Source organism: Nocardia sp. NBC_01388 (assembly GCF_045040085.1).
Lineage (GTDB): Bacteria > Actinomycetota > Actinomycetes > Mycobacteriales > Mycobacteriaceae > Nocardia.
In genome coordinates this window covers 4,428,160-4,445,942 of record NZ_CP109553.1, presented here as the reverse complement: position 1 = coordinate 4,445,942, position 17,783 = coordinate 4,428,160, and the positions used below count along the sequence as shown (strand labels likewise).

17 protein-coding genes are annotated in these 17,783 nt (G+C 67.6%); 13 read left to right on the top strand and 4 right to left on the bottom strand.

Going from position 1 to position 17,783, the window contains the following annotated elements; genetic code table 11:
* Nucleotides 1–81: 81 nt before the first annotated feature.
* Entirely contained in the window at nt 82–1,188 is a 1,107-nt protein-coding gene (locus OG716_RS21920; protein ID WP_405132662.1) for an ABC transporter substrate-binding protein, read from the bottom strand.
* A gap of 187 nt (nt 1,189–1,375) precedes the next feature.
* On the opposite strand from OG716_RS21920, the gene ctaD reads away from it, so the two are divergent.
* From ctaD to OG716_RS21880, 8 genes are all read left to right on the top strand, one after another.
* The gene (gene ctaD, locus OG716_RS21915) at nt 1,376–3,112 is read left to right on the top strand and encodes a cytochrome c oxidase subunit I (RefSeq protein WP_327144596.1); all 1,737 of its coding nucleotides are present in this window, start codon (nt 1,376–1,378) and stop codon (nt 3,110–3,112) included.
* A 232-nt stretch (nt 3,113–3,344) separates the two neighbouring features.
* Nucleotides 3,345–4,574 carry a phosphoserine phosphatase SerB gene (gene serB, locus OG716_RS21910; protein WP_405132661.1) on the top strand — a complete coding sequence of 410 codons (1,230 nt, stop codon included), beginning with the start codon at nt 3,345–3,347 and terminating at the stop codon, nt 4,572–4,574.
* 273 nt (nt 4,575–4,847) lie between these two features.
* The gene (locus OG716_RS21905; protein ID WP_405132660.1) at nt 4,848–5,336 is read left to right on the top strand and encodes a protease inhibitor I42 family protein; all 489 of its coding nucleotides are present in this window, start codon (nt 4,848–4,850) and stop codon (nt 5,334–5,336) included.
* A 267-nt stretch (nt 5,337–5,603) separates the two neighbouring features.
* Entirely contained in the window at nt 5,604–6,359 is a 756-nt protein-coding gene (locus OG716_RS21900; protein ID WP_405139823.1) for a peptidyl-tRNA hydrolase, read from the top strand.
* A gap of 155 nt (nt 6,360–6,514) precedes the next feature.
* Nucleotides 6,515–6,736, top strand: coding sequence for a hypothetical protein (locus OG716_RS21895; protein WP_405132659.1), 222 nt, complete (start codon nt 6,515–6,517; stop codon nt 6,734–6,736).
* A gap of 25 nt (nt 6,737–6,761) precedes the next feature.
* Nucleotides 6,762–7,595, top strand: coding sequence for an ABC transporter ATP-binding protein (locus tag OG716_RS21890; RefSeq protein WP_405132658.1), 834 nt, complete (start codon nt 6,762–6,764; stop codon nt 7,593–7,595).
* A 215-nt stretch (nt 7,596–7,810) separates the two neighbouring features.
* Nucleotides 7,811–8,263: a MoaF-related domain-containing protein gene (locus tag OG716_RS21885; RefSeq protein ID WP_405132657.1), complete on the top strand. Its 453-nt coding sequence runs from the start codon at nt 7,811–7,813 to the stop codon at nt 8,261–8,263.
* Nucleotides 8,264–8,383: 120 nt separating this feature from the next.
* On the top strand, nt 8,384–9,154 hold the full coding sequence (locus tag OG716_RS21880; protein WP_355123844.1) for an NUDIX hydrolase: 771 nt from the start codon (nt 8,384–8,386) through the stop codon (nt 9,152–9,154).
* A gap of 160 nt (nt 9,155–9,314) precedes the next feature.
* On the opposite strand, the gene OG716_RS21875 is transcribed toward OG716_RS21880, so the two are convergent.
* Nucleotides 9,315–10,817 carry an amidase gene (locus OG716_RS21875; RefSeq protein ID WP_405132656.1) on the bottom strand — a complete coding sequence of 501 codons (1,503 nt, stop codon included), beginning with the start codon at nt 10,815–10,817 and terminating at the stop codon, nt 9,315–9,317.
* Nucleotides 10,818–10,915: 98 nt separating this feature from the next.
* Here OG716_RS21875 and OG716_RS21870 point away from each other — a divergent pair, with 98 nt between their 5' ends.
* Genes OG716_RS21870 through OG716_RS21855 form a run of 4 tightly spaced genes read left to right on the top strand, consistent with a single transcriptional unit; the run spans nt 10,916 to nt 14,580 of the window.
* Nucleotides 10,916–11,524 carry a TetR/AcrR family transcriptional regulator gene (locus OG716_RS21870; RefSeq protein ID WP_355123532.1) on the top strand — a complete coding sequence of 203 codons (609 nt, stop codon included), beginning with the start codon at nt 10,916–10,918 and terminating at the stop codon, nt 11,522–11,524.
* Between the two features lie 51 nt (nt 11,525–11,575).
* Complete coding sequence (locus OG716_RS21865; protein WP_405132655.1) at nt 11,576–12,343, top strand: enoyl-CoA hydratase-related protein; 768 nt, start codon at nt 11,576–11,578, stop codon at nt 12,341–12,343.
* A 36-nt stretch (nt 12,344–12,379) separates the two neighbouring features.
* Nucleotides 12,380–13,357 (top strand): class I SAM-dependent methyltransferase, encoded by a 978-nt coding sequence (locus tag OG716_RS21860; protein WP_405132654.1) that lies wholly within the window; start codon nt 12,380–12,382, stop codon nt 13,355–13,357.
* Nucleotides 13,358–13,359: 2 nt separating this feature from the next.
* Nucleotides 13,360–14,580, top strand: a complete 1,221-nt coding sequence (locus tag OG716_RS21855; protein ID WP_405132653.1) for a THUMP-like domain-containing protein — start codon at nt 13,360–13,362, stop codon at nt 14,578–14,580.
* Between the two features lie 328 nt (nt 14,581–14,908).
* On the opposite strand, the gene OG716_RS21850 is transcribed toward OG716_RS21855, so the two are convergent.
* Complete coding sequence (locus tag OG716_RS21850) at nt 14,909–15,460, bottom strand: alpha/beta fold hydrolase (RefSeq protein ID WP_405132652.1); 552 nt, start codon at nt 15,458–15,460, stop codon at nt 14,909–14,911.
* Between the two features lie 62 nt (nt 15,461–15,522).
* Here OG716_RS21850 and OG716_RS21845 point away from each other — a divergent pair, with 62 nt between their 5' ends.
* Nucleotides 15,523–16,107 carry a TetR/AcrR family transcriptional regulator gene (locus OG716_RS21845; RefSeq protein WP_405132651.1) on the top strand — a complete coding sequence of 195 codons (585 nt, stop codon included), beginning with the start codon at nt 15,523–15,525 and terminating at the stop codon, nt 16,105–16,107.
* Between the two features lie 139 nt (nt 16,108–16,246).
* Here the strand turns inward: OG716_RS21845 and OG716_RS21840 are convergent, their stop codons facing one another.
* A complete protein-coding gene (locus OG716_RS21840) occupies nt 16,247–17,626 on the bottom strand; it encodes a PQQ-binding-like beta-propeller repeat protein (protein ID WP_405132650.1) in 1,380 nt (459 codons plus the stop codon).
* Nucleotides 17,627–17,783: the final 157 nt, after the last annotated feature.

Genomic DNA, 17,783 nt, shown 5'->3' with positions numbered 1-17,783 from the left:
CCGATATCACCAACGATGGGAACACCCGGGCGAGCCCGAATCAGCCCTTCGCGCTTGGTCTTTCGCCTTCAGCGGAAGGACCTAGCCCGTCACGTAGCCATTGAGGGACTTGCGCATATCGTCGAGCAGGGCCCGTGCGGCGGTGATGCCGGAGCCGTGCCAGATGGTGTCCTCGACGACGAAATCGCGGTTGTCGCCCACCACGCTCAGGGATTTCCAATTGTCGCTGTGCATTACCGATTCGCCGTACTTCTGGCCGTCGGCGCCGTCGAACATGACGTAGATGATGTCGCCCTCGACCTTGTTGCGGTCCGCCTCGGCGCTCAGGTTCGGGACATCGTACGAATCACCGCGCTGCGACTGCGGGCGCTGCACACCGGCATCGCCGAGCACCTGCCCGGCGAAACTGTTACCGCCTTGCACCTGAATGGATTTCACGCCGAAGCGCACGATGGACGCCTGAGAAAGGTTGGCGGCCTGCGAGTTTCCGGCGTCGCGGGCCGCAGTGCGGTAGTCGTCGAGTGCCTTGGCGGCGGCGGTCTTGCGATCGAGCGCCTCGCCGATCGCGCTGAACTGCGCCTGCCAGCCATTGTCGGCGCCGACCAGCACGGTGGGTGCGATGGCCTTCATGGCGTCGTATTCGGGGCCGTCCGAGGCCGCGCCGATAATCAGATCCGGCTTCAGCTCAGCGATTTTCGCGGTATCGGGGCTGCCGACCGCGCCGACTCCGGGAATGGCGGAGATGCCCGTGCCCAGATAGGCGGGCTGCGACGTCGGGCCGGAAATCGTTGCGGCGCCGACCACTCGCTCCCACAGACCCAGCGCGCACACGCCGTCCAGTGCGGCGGTGGAGAGCACCACCACGCGTTTCGCATCGGCCGGAACCTCGGAGGTGCCCGCCGCATGCGTGACCGTCCGGGTGCCGGAGGTCGCATCGGGGGAGCTCGGCAGTGCGCACGCCGTCCGGGTATCGCGCTCCAGCCCCACCACGCCCGCGCCCGCGATGCTGGTGGTGGTCTTCACGATCGCGCTCTCGGCGTCGTCGGAGCCTTTACTGCAGCCCGCGAGCAACCCCGCCGGTAGCACCGCCGCCGCGGCCAGAACCGCGCCCCAGGTGCGCAAACGCCGCGCGGGGGTAGGGGTGGAGGCGAACATGTTTCGGGTGGAAGCGGACTCGCGCACCGGCATGGCAGGCAGCGTACATCCGGCGACCGCGACACCCAATTACGACACAGAGTAGGAGCTGCCCGCGACCGGTGTGAGAGCACGGTTTACGATCCTTGGAGCGCTACGCCCCCCGTCGTTCGTCATGCGTCGAACCGGACGCCGGAGCACCGCGTACGAACGACCAGAAGGCACCTGTTCAGGAGGAAGAGTGACTGCCGTAGAGCCACAGCCAGTCCGTGAAGTGGAAGCGGCTCGGCCATACCCGCAACGTGTGGGTCCGAAGGGTTCGTTTATCTACAAGATGGTCACCACGACGGACCCGAAGGTTCTCGGCGTCATGTACCTCGTGACCGCCATGTCCTTCTTCCTCATCGGTGGCCTCATGGCCCTGCTGATGCGCGCCGAGCTCGCCCGACCGGGCATGCAGTTCCTGTCGCCGGAACAGTTCAACCAGCTGTTCACCATGCACGGCACGATCATGCTGCTCTTCTACGCCACCGCGATCGTGTTCGGCTTCGCCAATATCGTGCTGCCGCTGCAGATCGGCGCACCGGACGTGGCATTCCCGCGACTGAACGCATTCAGCTACTGGCTGTACCTGTTCGGCGGCACCATGGCCACCGCGGGCTTCGTGACCCCCGGCGGCGCGGCCGACTTCGGCTGGACCGCGTACACCCCGCTGTCAGACATCGTCCACAGCCCGGGCGTCGGCGCCGACCTGTGGATCCTGGGCCTGGCCGTCTCCGGTCTGGGCACCATCCTCGGTGGCGTGAACATGCTGACGACCGTGGTCTGCCTGCGCTGCCCCGGTATGACCATGTTCCGCATGCCCATCTTCACCTGGAACATCGCCGTCACCAGTGTGCTTGTGCTGCTGGCCTTCCCGCTGCTCACCGCGGCGCTGTTCGGCCTGGCGTACGACCGTCACCTGGGTGGTCACATCTATGACCCGGCGAACGGCGGTGCGCTGCTCTACCAGCACTTGTTCTGGTACTTCGGTCATCCGGAGGTGTACATCATCGCCTTGCCGTTCTTCGGCATCGTGTCCGAGATCTTCCCGGTGTTCTCGCGTAAGCCGATCTTCGGTTACACCACGCTGGTGTACGCGACGCTGGGTATCGCGGCGCTGTCCATCGCCGTGTGGGCGCACCACATGTACGCCACCGGCGCCGTGCTGCTGCCGTACTTCTCGTTCATGACGTTCCTCATCGCGGTTCCGACCGGTGTGAAGTTCTTCAACTGGATCGGCACCATGTGGCGCGGTCAGCTGACCTTCGAAACGCCCATGCTGTGGTCCATCGGCTTCCTGGTGACGTTCCTCTTCGGTGGTCTGTCGGGTGTCATCCTGGCCGCCCCGCCGATCGACTTCCACGTCTCCGATACGTACTTCGTGGTCGCGCACTTCCACTACGTGCTCTTCGGCACCATCGTGTTCGCCACCTTCGCGGGCATCTACTTCTGGTTCCCGAAGATCACCGGCCGCATGATGGACGAGCGCCTGGGCAAGTGGCACTTCTGGGCCACCTTCATCGGCTTCCACACCACCTTCCTCGTCCAGCACTGGCTGGGTAACGAAGGTATGCCGCGCCGCTACGCCGACTACCTCCCGACCGACGGCTTCACGACCCTGAACACCATCTCCACCATCGGTGCCTTCATCCTGGGTTCGTCGATGCTGCCGTTCATCTGGAACGTCTTCAAGTCCTACCGCTACGGCGAGGTCGTGACCGTGGACGATCCGTGGGGCTACGGCAACTCCCTGGAGTGGGCGACGTCCTGCCCGCCGCCGCGGCACAACTTCTACGAGCTGCCGCGCATCCGCTCCGAGCGCCCCGCGTTCGAGCTGCACTACCCGCACATGGTCGAGCGCATGCGCGCCGAGGCCCATGTCGGCTGGGGCACCAAGTCCCACAATGTGACCGAGCTGGAGAAGGCTTCCCACTAGCCTGAACTGAGCGATACGAACGGCGGCTGTCCTACGACAGCCGCCGTTCGCGTATTCGGAGATCGCCGGGTCGGTGGCCGCGCTGGAATGGGAGCCGCCGTATCCGAAGGGGCCGCGGTCCTCCTGTGACGCCCGTGACGATGGGTGGCGCGAACCGGGGCCGATTCGCCTGACAGAATGAGCACCGCCCCCATGCGCGGGTGGTTGGTGTTGCGAGGAACGGAGTCATGGATTGAGTACGTCTGACACGACGGTTCTGGTCACGGTCACTGGACCCGACAAACCGGGCGTGACGTCGGTACTCCTCGCGGCACTGTCCAATAATGCCGTCAGCCTGCTGGATGTCGAGCAGGTCGTCATTCGCGGCCGCCTCACCCTGGGCGTACTGGTGTCGTGTCCCACCGATCCCGAAGCGCTGCAGGATCAGCTCGAGGACGCCATGGCGAGCGTCGGCATGAATGTCGATGTGGAGATCGGCGCGGACTCGGTCGCGGGCGCACGGCTGTCCACGCATGCGATCGTGGTGCTGGGCAGTCCGGTCACCGCACGCGCCTTCAGCGTCATGTCGCGCAAGCTCGCCGCGCAGCGGGTCAATATCGACTCCATCCGCGGTATCGCCGATTATCCGGTGACCGGTCTGGAGCTCATGGTCACCGTGCCGGACGCGGAGGTGGATACCGAGACCTCGCTGCGCACCATGCTGGCCGTGGTAGCCGCCAAGGAGAGCGTGGATATCGCGGTCGAGCGCGCGGGCCTGGCGCGCCGGTCCAAGCGGCTCATCGTGTTCGACGTGGACTCCACCCTCATTCAGGGCGAGGTCATCGAAATGCTGGCCGCGCACGCCGGTGTCGAGGACGAGGTGCGCGCCGTCACCGAGGCCGCCATGCGCGGTGAGATCGACTTCGCGGAATCGCTGCGCCAGCGCGTGGCCACCCTCGCCGGGCTGGACGCCTCCGTCATCGACGAGGTCGCCGAGCAGATCGAGCTGACCCCGGGCGCCCGCACCACCATTCGCACCCTGCGCCGCATCGGTTTCCGGTGCGGTGTGGTGTCCGGCGGCTTCCGCCAGGTCATCGAACCTCTCGCGCACGAACTGGAATTGGATTTCGTTCAGGCCAACACCCTCGAGGTGATCGACGGCAAACTCACCGGCCGCGTGGTCGGGGAGATCGTGGACCGGGCCGCGAAAGCCGTTGCGCTGCGCCGCTTCGCCGCCGAGACCGGGGTCGCCATGGAGCAGACCGTCGCGGTCGGCGACGGCGCGAACGATATCGACATGCTCAATGCCGCGGGACTGGGCATCGCGTTCAATGCCAAGCCCGCCCTGCGCGAAGTCGCCGATACCGCACTCTCGCACCCGTTCCTGGACGCGGTGCTGTTCATCCTCGGCGTCACCCGTGCCGAACTCGAAGCCGCCGACGCCCGCGACGGTGGCATCCGCCGCGTCCCGCTGCCCCGCTAGTTCGGCTGCGTCAGGCCGGGATTCGCCGCATGCCGTTGCCCGTTGGTTCGGCTGCGTCAGGCCGGGATTCGCCGCATGCCGTTGCCCGTTGGTTCGGCTGCGTCAGGCCGGGATTCGCCGCGTGCTGCTTGACCCGCTGGTTCGGCAGGCGCGAGACCTGGTTGCGCCGCGTGCTGCTGCGGCTGGTTCGGCGGCGTGCGGCCAGGCTTTATCGCGTGCTGCCCGGCGCGCGGGCCGGGCGCCTGCACCGTCCGCGGCACTGCCCTCGGTAGCGTGGTCGGATACTTCGGCCACGACGATGGGAGGCTGTCCGTGCGGGTGCGCACACCACTGGCGGTAGTGATGCTGGGTCTGGCGCTGGCAGGCTGCGGCAACAGCAATCCGAACGAGGTCGCCGCGACCACCACCAGCTCCGCCGCCGACCCGGCGCCCGCCCCCGTCACCGTGGGTAAGGACGCGGACGGCAAGGACATCCCGCTGAGGGTCGGCCAGGGCCTCGAGGTGCGGCTCGCCGCCAACCCCACCACCGGATTCGCCTGGCAGCTGGCCGAATTGGACCAGAACACCGTCAAGGAGAACGGCGGCGCGGAGTACCAGCAGGACCCGAGCCCCGGCGGCATGGCCGGCGTCGGCGGCCAGACCACCTGGAAATTCACCGCCACCGCCCCGGGCGCCACCCACCTGCTCCTCGAATACCGGCGCTCCTGGGAACAGGGCGTACCCGCGGCCGAAACCTTCGCCCTGAACCTCACCGTCAGCTGAGGCGCCGCACCCGTCGGTCACCTCGCTGTGCGCGGCCTGTCGTCCCGCCGCGCGGGCCCGTTGCCTCGTAGTGAGTGGCGCCCGTCATCGCCTCGTGTGCGGCCTCATCGTCTCGCGTCGTGTGCGGCGCTGTCATCCCGCTGTCGGCGAGCCCGTCATTCCGGGATGCTTCGGCCGAGTTTCACACGGTCGCAGCCAAAGGCGCGCCGGAATGCCGGAGCCGCCGACATCGCTACTCTGGCTGAGAGTTGTCGGGTGTGAGGAGTGCTGACGGTGTCAAGCGTTGAATCGACGATCGATGCCGGCTTCGCGGCGCGGCATGCGGAGTTGGCGCGCGGGTACGGGGGCGGGGGAGACCCGGCGGATCCGGCGCTCGTGCAGGCCATGCAGATGGTGTTGCACATTCCGAAAGCCGGTCCGCCGCAGCGCAATGCGCTGCTCGCCGCGGCGGCGACCGCCGTGGTCGCGCTGTGCCTGGACGAGCGGGTCGGACCGGACGGGGAGTGGGAGGAGCGATATCTCACCTGGAAGCGTTCGCGAATTCGCAAGGTGGCGCGGCGGGCTCGCGGCGCGCAGTGGCTGGCCGCCCAGGAGGTCGACGGGGTGACCGTCGAATTCGCGGGTGCGCAGGCGCGGGCACTGGTGCCGGGCCCGGTCGGAGATATCGATCCGCGGATAAAACGCCTGCAGATCAGCGGCACCGAATTAGCTTCCGAGGAACCGGAATTGATCACCCCCGGATTTCCGACGCTATGGGTGGATTCGAAATTGGGTATGACTGTAGGTAAGGCCGCCGCGCAGGTCGGGCATGCCAGCATGCTGTTGGCCGGTGCTATGCCGGTGCAACAGGCGTATGCCTGGGCCGAACGCGGTTTCCGATGCGGCGTAGCCGAAGCCGATCGCGATCTCTGGGCAGAGCTACAGCAGCAGGTGGCCGGGGGAACGGCGGTCGCGGTCCGAGATGCCGGGTTCACCGAGGTTGCGCCCGGTTCGATGACAGTGATTGCGGTTCCGGCGCGTTGAAGGCCCAATGGATGGTGATGGGCTGCTGAACTAGGAGGGTGTCCACGCCGTGGACCGTTCGGTCGGTGCTGGCATATGTGTGCTGCGGGTATCGACTTCATCGGGCGGCAGGAGAAGGATTCGGTGCACGAGTTTCCGCGGGAGGAAACACGGATATGACAACAGTGCTGGTAATTCTCATCGTGTGGGTTGTGCTGTCGGTTCCGGCGGCGCTGCTGTTGGCGCGCATGTTCCGATCGGGCGGCGCCGCGAAACGCGGCCGCAAGGACCCGGAGCTATCCCCGGGCGCGACGGAATTCGACCGTCACGCCGAGGAATTCACGCACGGACCGCGCGCCGGAGAAGGTGACACGCATCGCGTTTTTCCACCACGTTGACGCGTGAGTGGGGCGGTGGTCCAAGATGGACCCCGTGCCGCAACCGGATCCCGATCTGCTCATCGACTTCAACGATGTGACCGTCCGACGCTCGGGCCATACGCTCGTCGGCCCGGTCACCTGGCAGGTGGAACTCGACGAACGCTGGGTTGTGCTCGGCCCCAACGGCGCCGGCAAGACCTCACTGCTGCGTATGGCCGCCGCGGAGATGTATCCGACGTCGGGTCAGGCCAATCTGCTCGGCGAGACGCTCGGCAAGGTCGATGTCAACGAGCTGCGCCCGCGCATCGGAATCTCTTCCGCCGCGGTGGCCGGCCGCGTCCCGATCGACGAGAAGGTCGCCGATCTGGTGGTGTCGGCCGGCTATGCGGTCATGGGCCGCTGGCGCGAGCAGTACGACGAGATCGATACCGACCGTGCCGTGGACATTCTGGAAAGCCTGGGCGCCGAACATCTTTCCGATCGCACGTACGGCACGCTGTCGGAGGGCGAGCGTAAACGGGTGCTGATCGCGCGGGCGCTCATGACCGATCCGGAACTGCTGCTGCTGGACGAGCCCGCGGCGGGCCTGGACCTGGGCGGCCGCGAGGAACTGGTCGAGCGCCTGGGCGATCTGGCGGCTGATGCGGACGCCCCCGCGACCGTGCTGGTCACCCATCACGTGGAGGAGATCCCGCCCGGCTTCACGCACGGCCTGCTGCTCAATGAGGGCAGTGTGGTGGCGCAGGGTCTGCTCGAGGATGTCCTCACCGCCGAGAATCTGAGCGACGCGTTCCGGCAGTCGATTGCGCTGGATCGAATCGACGGCCGCTATTTCGCACGCCGCGCTCAGCGTTTCGGACGGCACCGCAACCGCTGACACCAATCTCGACTGCTGAATTTCCGTATCCGCGCACGACTTCCGCGTGCTGCCGTTGCATCGGTTGTATTCGACGGGCAAACTATCAGCAACGCTGTCAGTATCGAACTGATCTGGCATGGAAGCGCAATAGCTGATTATTTGTCGAATTCCGGCGAATATTCGGCATGGGGCGGTGGCGCGGGTGGTTCCACCGCGGACGGAGGGAGCAGGGGATGGGTCGCATATCCGGTGTCGTGGCGCTCGTGGCCGTCGCACTGTCCGCAGCCGGTTGTGTCGCCGATCCGGCGCCGCCGCACAAGGTTTCGGCCTCCGAATCCGCCGTGGGGATGAGCGCCACCGGTCTTCCGGCGGATCTGCACGGCAAAAGCGTGCTGCTGAGCTACGACAGCGGTTCGGGTGGGACCGCGACCTTCGCCGACGACGGCCGCACCATCACCTATATCGCCGCCGACACCGGCCGCAAGACCACCTCGCCCGTCGTGGTCGAGCCACTCGATACCGGCATCTTCCTGGTTACCTGGACCGATGAGGGGACAGGCGCGGTGGTCAGCCAGGTGCAGGACTATCGCACCGGCAAGGTGCAGGGCACCTGGTCCCGCCACTCCGATACCGCGGCGGCCCCGGCCATCGAAACCCGCACGGGTTCGGTCCACCTGGCGGACTGACACCGGACCGGGTTCTGTCCCTGTGCCCTAGCAACCGTTAGGGTGCGAAATGTGAGTGAGACAGTTGCCCAGCCCGATTCCCAGCCTGCCTTCGCGCCCGTGAAGGATGCCTCCACGGTCATGCTGGTGCGCGACGGAGCGCGTGGGCCCGAGGTGTTCCTGCAGCGCCGCGTGGTCGAAATGGCCTTCGCCGCCGGAATGACGGTCTTCCCCGGCGGCGGCGTGGACCGCTCCGACGCCGCCGTCACCCTCGACTGGGCCGGACCCGAACCCGCCTGGTGGGCCGAGCGTTTCGGCACCGATGCCGCGCGCGCCCAGACCCTGGTCTGCGCCGCTGTCCGGGAAACCTTCGAGGAGTGCGGCGTCCTGCTTGCCGGACCGACCGCCGATACCGTCGTCTCCGACACCTCGATCTACGCCGAGGCGCGCGGGCAGCTGGAACGCCGCGAACTGTCCTTCGCCGAATTCCTCACCCGCGAGAACCTGGTCCTGCGGGCCGATCTGCTGCGCCCGTGGGACAACTGGATCACCCCCGAGGTCGAGCCGCGCCGCTACGACACCCGCTTCTTCGTGGCGGTGCTCCCGGCGGGTCAGCTCGCCGACGGCGCCACCTCCGAGGCCGATGTGGTCACCTGGTCCACTCCCGCCGAGGCGATCGCCCGCTGGCAGCAGGGCCTGGACGTGCTGCTGCCGCCGACCTGGACCCAGCTCGACGCCCTCCGCGAATTCGGCTCGACCGCAGAGATTCTCGCGGCCACCCGCACCATCGACCCGATCATGCCCATCTACAACCCGGACGGGCATCCGGCCCTGGCCTTCCCCCTCGCGGACCGCTACTTCGCCGATCTCCCCAAGGACGCCCGGCTCCGCGGCTCCCAGCGCCCCGAGTAGCCGTCCACCGGCCTCGGTGATCACGCTGCCACCGAGTTCGGTGCACCCGCTCAGTTTCTGGCCGCCTGCAGGAGGGGCACCGTCGGCGCTCATTGCTATGCCGTCCGGGGTGCCGTCGCCTAGCGGATGAGAGAGCCGGGCCAGACCGGTGCTGTCCTCCTCAGCGGGTCGGCTGCTGCAGCAGGCTGTCTGACGGAATGCGCTCGAACCACGGCCGGGCGCTTTCGATTTCGGCCGCCAGCTGCAGGAGCAGGTATTCACTGGAGGGCGGGCCGACGAACTGGGTGCCCAGGGGCAGGCCTGTCTCGGTCCAGTAGCTGGGGATGCTCATCGCCGGACGGCCGGTGATATTGGCCAGCTGTGTGAACGGCACGGCCGACAGATTCGCGGTGATCAGGTCCACATAGAAGTCGGTGCGGGACAGCAGCTTTCCCGCGCCGAGCCGGAGCAGCGGCGGCAGCAGCGTGTCCGCGATGGCGGGCGTGCGGTTCTGGCCGATGCGCAGCGGCGGTTCCGCCAGGGTCGGGGTCAGCAGCAGGTCGTAGGCGGAGTGGAATTCGCCGAGGGATCGGGTGTAGGTGTTCCAGCGCCCGTGTGCGGTCATCAGATCCGTGGCGGAGACGGCACGGCCGACCGCCGCGAGCACCTGGGTATCGATATCGAAATCGCTGGGCGAGGCCCCCGTTATCCGGCAGGCCTGTGCCAGTTCGGCTGCCGCCGAGGCCGTCCAGACGGTCATGAAGTCCAGCGCCAGCTGCTTGCCGTCGATCACGGGTGCGGCGGGTTCGACTGTGTGGCCGAGGCTTTCGAGCAGGTGCGCCATATCCTCGACTGCCCGCACCGCGTCGGCGTCGACCGGTGTGCCCTGGGGCGATTCATGGGTGAAGCCGATGCGCAGCCGGCGCGGCGGTTCGCTGACGGCCTCGCGGAAGGGGCGATCGGGGCGCGCCACCGCGAAGGGACCGCCCGGATCCGGCGGGCTGAGGATGTCGAGCATGACCGCGGTATCGCGCACACTGCGGGAGATGACACCCTCCGACACCGCGCCGAACAGTGGATCGCCGGACAGCGGCCCGCTCGAGACCAGCCCGCGGCCCGCCTTGAGACCGAACAGGCCGGTGCAGCCCGCCGGGATTCGAATGGATCCGCCGCCATCGCTGGCGCCTGCCATGGGGACGATGCCCGCGGCGACGGCGGCCGCCGAACCGCCCGACGACCCGCCCGGGGTGCGGCTCGGATCCCACGGATTTCGAGTCGCCCCGAATGTCCGGGTCTCGGTGATCCCCTTGCTGCCGAATTCCGGTGTGGTCGTCTTGCCGAAGATCACCAGACCGGCCTCGAGCCAGCGCTGGACATTGATGCTGTGCCGCTCGGCGCGCACCGCGCGCAGCGGTCCGGTACCTCCGGAGGTCGGGTAACCGGCGTAATCCTGGCCGAGATCCTTGATGAGGAAGGGCACACCCGCGAGCGGTCCGGCGCCGGGCCGCTCGGCGAGCTCCTTGCCGACCTCCGGCATCAGCAGGCTCACCAGATCGAGTACCGGATCGACTTCGGCGCAGCGGTCGAGCGCGAGTTGCAGCAGTTCGGCCGCATGCACCTCGCCCCGGGCGACCAGCTCGGCCAATCCGACCGCGTCCTGGGCGCGGTACTCGTCGAACCTCATCATTGCCTCCTCACGCCGGGTCACCGATTCGACCCGCACCTTCGAAGAATAGCCGTACCAATCGGTTACGTAACCGCTCGGAACGGTAAAATTTCGCCATGCGTGTACCCGATAAGCTGCCTGCGGTGACCGCGAAGAAGATCGACGGCCGGACGCTGCGATTTCAGCATCGCCGTCCGGAGCTGCTGGCCGCCGCCACCGAATACGTGCTCGACAACGGCATTCACGATCTCTCCCTCCGCCCGGTCGCGCAGGCCCTCGGAGTCAGTCACGCCACCCTGATCCGGCACTTCGACACCAAGGATGCGCTGCTGGTCGAAATCCTGGACCGGATCCGGACCGATTTCGAGGAGCGACTGCTGTCGGAGGAGATTCGCCGCGTCGATTCGGCCGCCGACCTGTTGCGCGCGGCCTGGCGGCATCTGTGCCGGCCACGCGAACAGCGCCAGTTCCTGATCCTGTTCGAACTGGTCGCCACCGCCGCGCGCACTCCCGACCACCCGGCCTCCCGGCTGGTCACCGATTGGCTCACGGTGATCGAGCGCGAACTGGTGCGCTACCACTGGCCTGCCGAAACCACTTCCCGCACAGCTACTTTCATCCTCGCGCAGATCCGCGGTCTACAGCTGGATCTCATCACCACCGGCGATCGTGTCCGCGTGGACGAGGCCTTCGAGACCACCGTCGAATTGCTGACCGGCGGGTAGTACGGGCAGCAGAGGTGTAGCCCCCTGCCGCATCCCGCTAGGGTGACGCCCGTGGCCGAATTCGTAACCGTGGACCGGGGTGTGGCGGAGGGCGTTGCCGTTCTCCGGATCGCCCGCCCGCCGATGAATCTGATCGATCTGCAGGTGGCCCTGGAGGTTCAGGCTGCCGCGGTGGAGATCGCGGCGGACCCGGCCATCGCGGCCGTGGTCGTCTACGGCGATGAGCGGGTGTTCTCGGCCGGCGATGAAATGGCTGAATTGGCACGCTTCACGCCCGAGCAGGCGCAGGCCGTTGTCGCGGATCTGCAGGCGGCCCTGAGCAGTCTGGCCAAGCTGCCGCAGCCGACCGTCGCGGCCATCAGCGGTTATGCGCTGGGCGCGGGACTGGAACTGGCCCTGGGCGCGGACCGTCGCATTATCGGCGACAACGTGAAACTGGGCCTGCCGCAGATCGAGGCGGGACTGATTCCGGTCGCCGGAATCCGCCGGTTGAGTCTGCTCATCGGCCCCTCGCAGGCGAAGGACCTGGTCTACAGCGGTCGCTTCGTGGATGCGAAGGAAGCCGCGAAGATCGGTCTGGTCGACGAGGTGGTCGCACCCGACGATGTGTTGCAGGCGGCCCTGCGCTGGGCCCGGCAGTTCACCGGCGGTCCGGCTCTCGCGCTCGCCGCGGCCAAGCGCGTCTTCGAGGCCGGAACACACGGTCATGATCGCGCCCGTACCGAATGGGTTGCGCTGTTCGGCACCGAAGATCAGCAGGTTGGAACAAGTTCTTATTTGGCGGACGGCCCGGGCTCGGCCCGATTCGTGGGCCGATAAGCGGCCCCACCGGGGCGTTCATTAGGCTGCCCTGTTATGACCGTTCGTCCTGAAGACCCCGCGCCCAACCCGCACGCCACCGAGGCGCAGGTCCAGGCCGCGTATTCCGACAACAAGCTCGCGCAGGTCCTCTACCACGACTGGGAAGCGGAGACCTACGACGACAAATGGTCCATCTCCTATGACGAGCGTTGTATCGAGTACGCGCGCGGTCGCTTCGACGCGGTGGTGCCGGATGCGCAGCTGCCGTACGAGCGGGCCCTCGAACTCGGCTGCGGCACCGGCTTCTTCCTGCTGAATCTCATGCAGGGCGGCGTCGCCAAGCGGGGTTCCGTCACCGACCTGTCCCCGGGCATGGTCAAGGTCGCCACCCGCAATGGCCAGAACCTGGGCCTGGATGTGGACGGCCGGGTCGCCGACGCCGAGACCATCCCGTACGAGGACGACACCTTCGACCTTGTTGTCGGGCACGCGGTGCTGCACCACATTCCCGATGTGGAACTGGCGCTCAAGGAATGCCTGCGCGTGCTCAAGCCCGGCGGCCGTTTCGTCTTCGCCGGCGAGCCGACCACCATCGGCAATATCTACGCGCGCCGCCTGGGCCAGGCCACCTGGAAGGTGACCACCGAGATCACCAAGCTGCCGTTCCTGTCCGATTGGCGTCGCCCGCAGTCGGAGCTGGACGAGTCCTCCCGCGCCGCCGCGCTCGAGGCCGTCGTGGATCTGCACACCTTCGATCCCTCCGACCTGGAGTCGATGGCTCGCAGTGCGGGTGCGGTCGAGGTCAAGGCCGAGACCGAGGAATTCGCCGCCGCCCTCTGGGGCTGGCCGGTGCGCACTTTCGAGGCCGCCGTGCCCGAGGAGAAGCTGACCGTCCGCTACCGGATGGCGCAGTACAGGGCGTGGCTGGGTCTGAGCTGGCTGGACGAGAAGGTCATGCGCCATGTCGTGCCGCGCCAGTTCTTCTACAACGCCATGATCACCGGCGTGAAGCCCGGCAATTCCGCCAAGTAAGAGTGGGCTACGCCTTCTCACGTGACGATATCGCCTACCTGGGCAGCGCGGCCGCGACGGCCGCGCTGACCGAGGTCGGCGCCTTCGCTCTCACCCCCGCGTCGCTGCTGGCGGATCTGGACAAGGTCCGCCGCACGCACGGTGACCGGACCGCGGCCCTGGTCGAGACCGTCCGGCTGCGTCGCCGCGCCGCCGCCAAACTGGCGGGCGCGGGGGAGTGGCTGTTCACCGATGACGCGCTCCAGCAGGCGACACCCTCCGCCGTGGCCCGGCATCGCGCTACTCGTCTGGCCGGTCGGACCGTGCACGACGTAACCTGTTCCATCGGTGCGGAACTCGCGGAATTGGCGCGGGTCTGCCCGGCTGTCATCGGCAGCGACCTGGATGATGTTCGGCTCGCGATTGCCGCGCACAACCTCGGTGTGGCCGCGCTGGGTTCCGGCACCCGCACCGCCGTGCCGACTGATGCCGGTGGCCCACAGGGGCGAAATGTGTTGCTGGTCAAGGCGGATGCCCTGCGGCCGTGCAGTACCGCCGAAGTGGTCATCGCCGATCCCGCCCGCCGGGCCGACGGCCGCCGCACCCACGATCCGGCAAAACTGCAACCGCCGCTGCCGGATCTGCTGTCCGCCTATGCCGGTCGCGATCTGGCCGTGAAGTGCGCTCCCGGAGTGGATTTCGACAAGCTGGGCTGGGCGGGCGAGATCGAGGTGGCCTCGCTCGACGGTGCGGTGCGGGAGGCCTGCCTGTGGTCGCCCGGGCTGGCGGAGTCCGGCGTGACCCGCCGTGCCACGGTGCTGTCCTCCACTCGCGCACCCGAAATCCTCACCGATGCCGATCCCGGCGAGATTCCGGTGCGGGAGCCGGGTGAATTCATCGTCGACCCCGACGGTGCGATCGTCCGCGCCGGTCTGGTTCGGCACTACGCCGCGAAACACGGCCTGTGGCAACTGGATCCGCGCATCGCCTACCTGACCGGCGACACCGTCCCCGAAGGCGTCCGTGGCTTCCGCATCCTCGATCGTATGGAGTTCCGCGAGAAGCCGTTACGCGCCGAGCTGCACCGGCGCGAGTGTGGCCCGCTCGAAATCCTCACCCGTGGCGTAGATCTCGACCCGGATGCGCTGCGCGCCCGCCTCAAGCCCCGCGGTAAACAGCCGCACACGCTGGTTGTCACCCGCATCGGCAGCACAGCCACGGTCTTCCTCTGCGCCACACCCTGATTCGCCGCTAGATACCGTCCACAGCAGCCACGGTGAAGGGCGCGGGAGTCCCGGCGCCATAGGGCCCGTTCTTGTCGAACTGCGAGATGGACACCAGCGCATGGTCTCCCACGTGCACGATGGATGTGGGGATGTCCAGCGCCGGTAGACCGCGCCGTCGAGGAAGGAGCTGACATAGATCGCCCCGCTCCGCGCATCCGCCGCAATGCTTTCCGGGTATGCCTGCGTATCGGGCAGTTCATAGGCGGTGCCGATGCCGCCACCCGCCTCGACTCGACCCGCCCGGAGTAGTGGGGGTTACCGGGTCGGCGGTGCCGCGGTTCGCGTATCAGGGCAGTAGTTCCTGCACCATTTGCACGGCTTCGTGGAGTTCGCGGCGGTTTTGGTGGCGGCTGAAGTGGATGCCGTCGGGGGTGATGAGGGATTTTGCGCCGAGGTGGGTGGTGAAGAGGCGGACATGGTCGAGGGGGTCGGGGGTGAGGACCGGGTCGTCGATGGCTACGAGGACGCGGAATTGTTTGGCGGCATTGCGGATTCGGGGCCAGTCGAAGCCGTTGTCGAAGAAGGGGGCGAGGGCTTCGTAGCCGACCTCGTGTGCCATGGAGGCGACCAGGACGACGCCCGCGAAGGGGGCGCCCTCGTGCTGTTGCAGTAGGCGGAGCAGGTTGACGCCGCCGAGGCTGTGTCCGACGAGCACGGTGTCGGCGGGGGCGCTTACTTCCGCGGCGACCGCGCGCAGCCACGGCTCCGGTTCCGGTGCTTCGGGATTCGGCATCTGCGGTACTCGCACGTCGTGTGCGCCCAGTGCGGTGGCGAGGTGCTCGTACCAGGCCTGGTCGGGGCTGCTGGCGTATTCGTGCGAGACGACGACGGTGCTCATGACGTTCTCCAAACAATTCGATACGTTGCGTTTCGATTGAAAAGTAGGCTACCGTCATCGGCATGTCAACCGAGCGTCGTGGCGGACGCACCCGCAGCCCCGAAGCGCACGATGCCGTGCTTGCCGCCGCGGCGCAACTGCTGGAGGAGCACGGCTATCGCGATCTCACCATGGAGCGGATCGCGGCCCGCTCCGGTGTCGCCAAGAGCACCATCTATCGCTGGTGGCGCTCCCGCCCCGAACTGGTGATGGAGGCCTACGCCCGCACCGTCGCCCAGCGCATGCCGGAACCCGATACCGGCACGGCCGCAGGCGATCTCGTCGAATTCATCACCCGCCTCTACGGCGTGGTCGACCACCCGATCCGGGTGCGCTCACTGCGCGGCATGATGGCCGACGCTCAACTGGACCCCGACTTTCGCACCGCATTCCGCGGCTGGATCGATACCCGCCGTGCGGTCGTCGCCGACCTCCTTCGGCGCGGCATCGACCGTGGCGAACTCGACCCGGATCTGGATCTCGACCACGCCGTCGATCTGGTCTTCGGCCCGTTCTGGTACCGCCTGCTCACCGATCACGCTCCGTTGGGCCCGGACGAAGCGGGAAGCCACACTGCTCGCCTGCTCACAGGATTTCGGCTGCGCTAGAAGCAGTCTCGAACGGGCGGCTGGGGGCAGTCTCGAACGCACTGTCACCTGCCCGGCTTCGATCCGCCCGCAATAGCTCTCCCTGCAACGCAGTTCGGCCCCCGAGTTGCTCCGGGGGGCCGAATCTGCCGCTGTGCGTTTACTTCTTGGTGGGCTTGAAGACGAACAGTTCGCCGATGCGGGTGGCGACGACGATCTGGCCGTCGGGGCCGACGGTGGTGCCGGCGGTGCTGCCCTGGGCGCCGGGGAGTACGTGGGAGTCGACGGTTGCGCCGGATTGGGTGTCGAAGGTGACGAGGTTGAGGTTGTCGCCGATGGGGGCGACGGTGTAGCCGGTGCCGCCGGCGGTTTGGACGGGGTGGCCGCGGAGGGCGAGATCCTTGCGTTCCCAAGCGATTTCGGCACTGTCGCCCTTGTCGCGGATGGCCATCAGGTGGCCGTCGTCACCGGCGGGGATGAGCAGGCCGTCGGCGGCGGATATGGCGCCGCGGGCCGGGAAGCCGAGGTCCTGAACCCATTTGGTGCGGCCGTTCGAGGTGTCCACGGCCAGTAGACGGTTGGTGTTGTCGCCGACATAGAGGGTGGAGCCGTCGGGGGAGAGGGTGGGGCTGGTGGCGCTGCCTCCGGTGAGCATTTCGGCGCTCCAGTCGCGCCGGATCTCCTTACCACTGTAGGTCAGCGCGACCAGATCGGCGGTGCCCTCACCGGGACGCCAGACGGTGGCGTAGAACCGCCCCGACTTCTCGTCCACCGCCGAGACATTCGCGACCGGACACTGCGGTCCGCCGGTGGCGCAGTCGTCGAGGCCGGAGAAGTCCGGCGGCCGGGGCAGATCCGGGTGGGCCAGGAAATCGGGTTCGCCGAGCAGCTGGAAGGTGGAGACCTGGCGATTGCCGGTCTGCCGGCTCAGCACGTCGATCTGTCCGAACTGGGTCACCGACAGCACATTTCCGTCACCGGTGAACTGCACCGATACCGGCACCCCGGCGGCCTGGGTCCGCCAGCGCGGCTGTCCGAGATTATTGAACGCGTTCACACCGCCGTCGTCGCCGACGTAGATATTGGTGGCGCCGTCCACGGCCACCCCGCCCTGGATGGCGCTGATCCCCATGGGATTACAGAACCGCTTGCGCCCGGTCGGCATGAGGAACGAGAAGATATCGCAGGAATCGGTGCGGGTGGTGACCACCACCTGCCCCTCCGGGCCGACCATGGCCGGCTGGGCCAGCGGTCCGCCGACCGGTCGCGACCAGCTCAGCGTGAGCGCCCGGGATCCGGTGACCGGACTGGTCGCGCTATTGCGGGCATCGTGGAAGGCGACCGGCCAGCCCCGGCCCGATCCGACCTTGATGTCGTCGACCGTGGTGCTGCCACAGGCGCTCAGCGCGAGCGCTCCGGCCGCCGCCAGCGCGAAGACTCGCGACACCGAGCGCGGCCAGGACGGCGCGCGACGATCCCGGGTATGACCGATGCGCGGTCCCTGCTGGTCACGTCCGGTCTGCCGCCTGCCGCTTCGCACCTGCTGGTGTCCCTTCTGCCAGTACGGAGTCTCTCGTATGCCGTGGTGGCTGAGGCAGCCAAGTGGTGGGGCTGACGCAGCCGGAGCACAGCCTACTTTCGACGTCGGCGGCCGGGACCGATACCCCGTGCGGAGCATCGTTTCGCGGGTTGCGCCG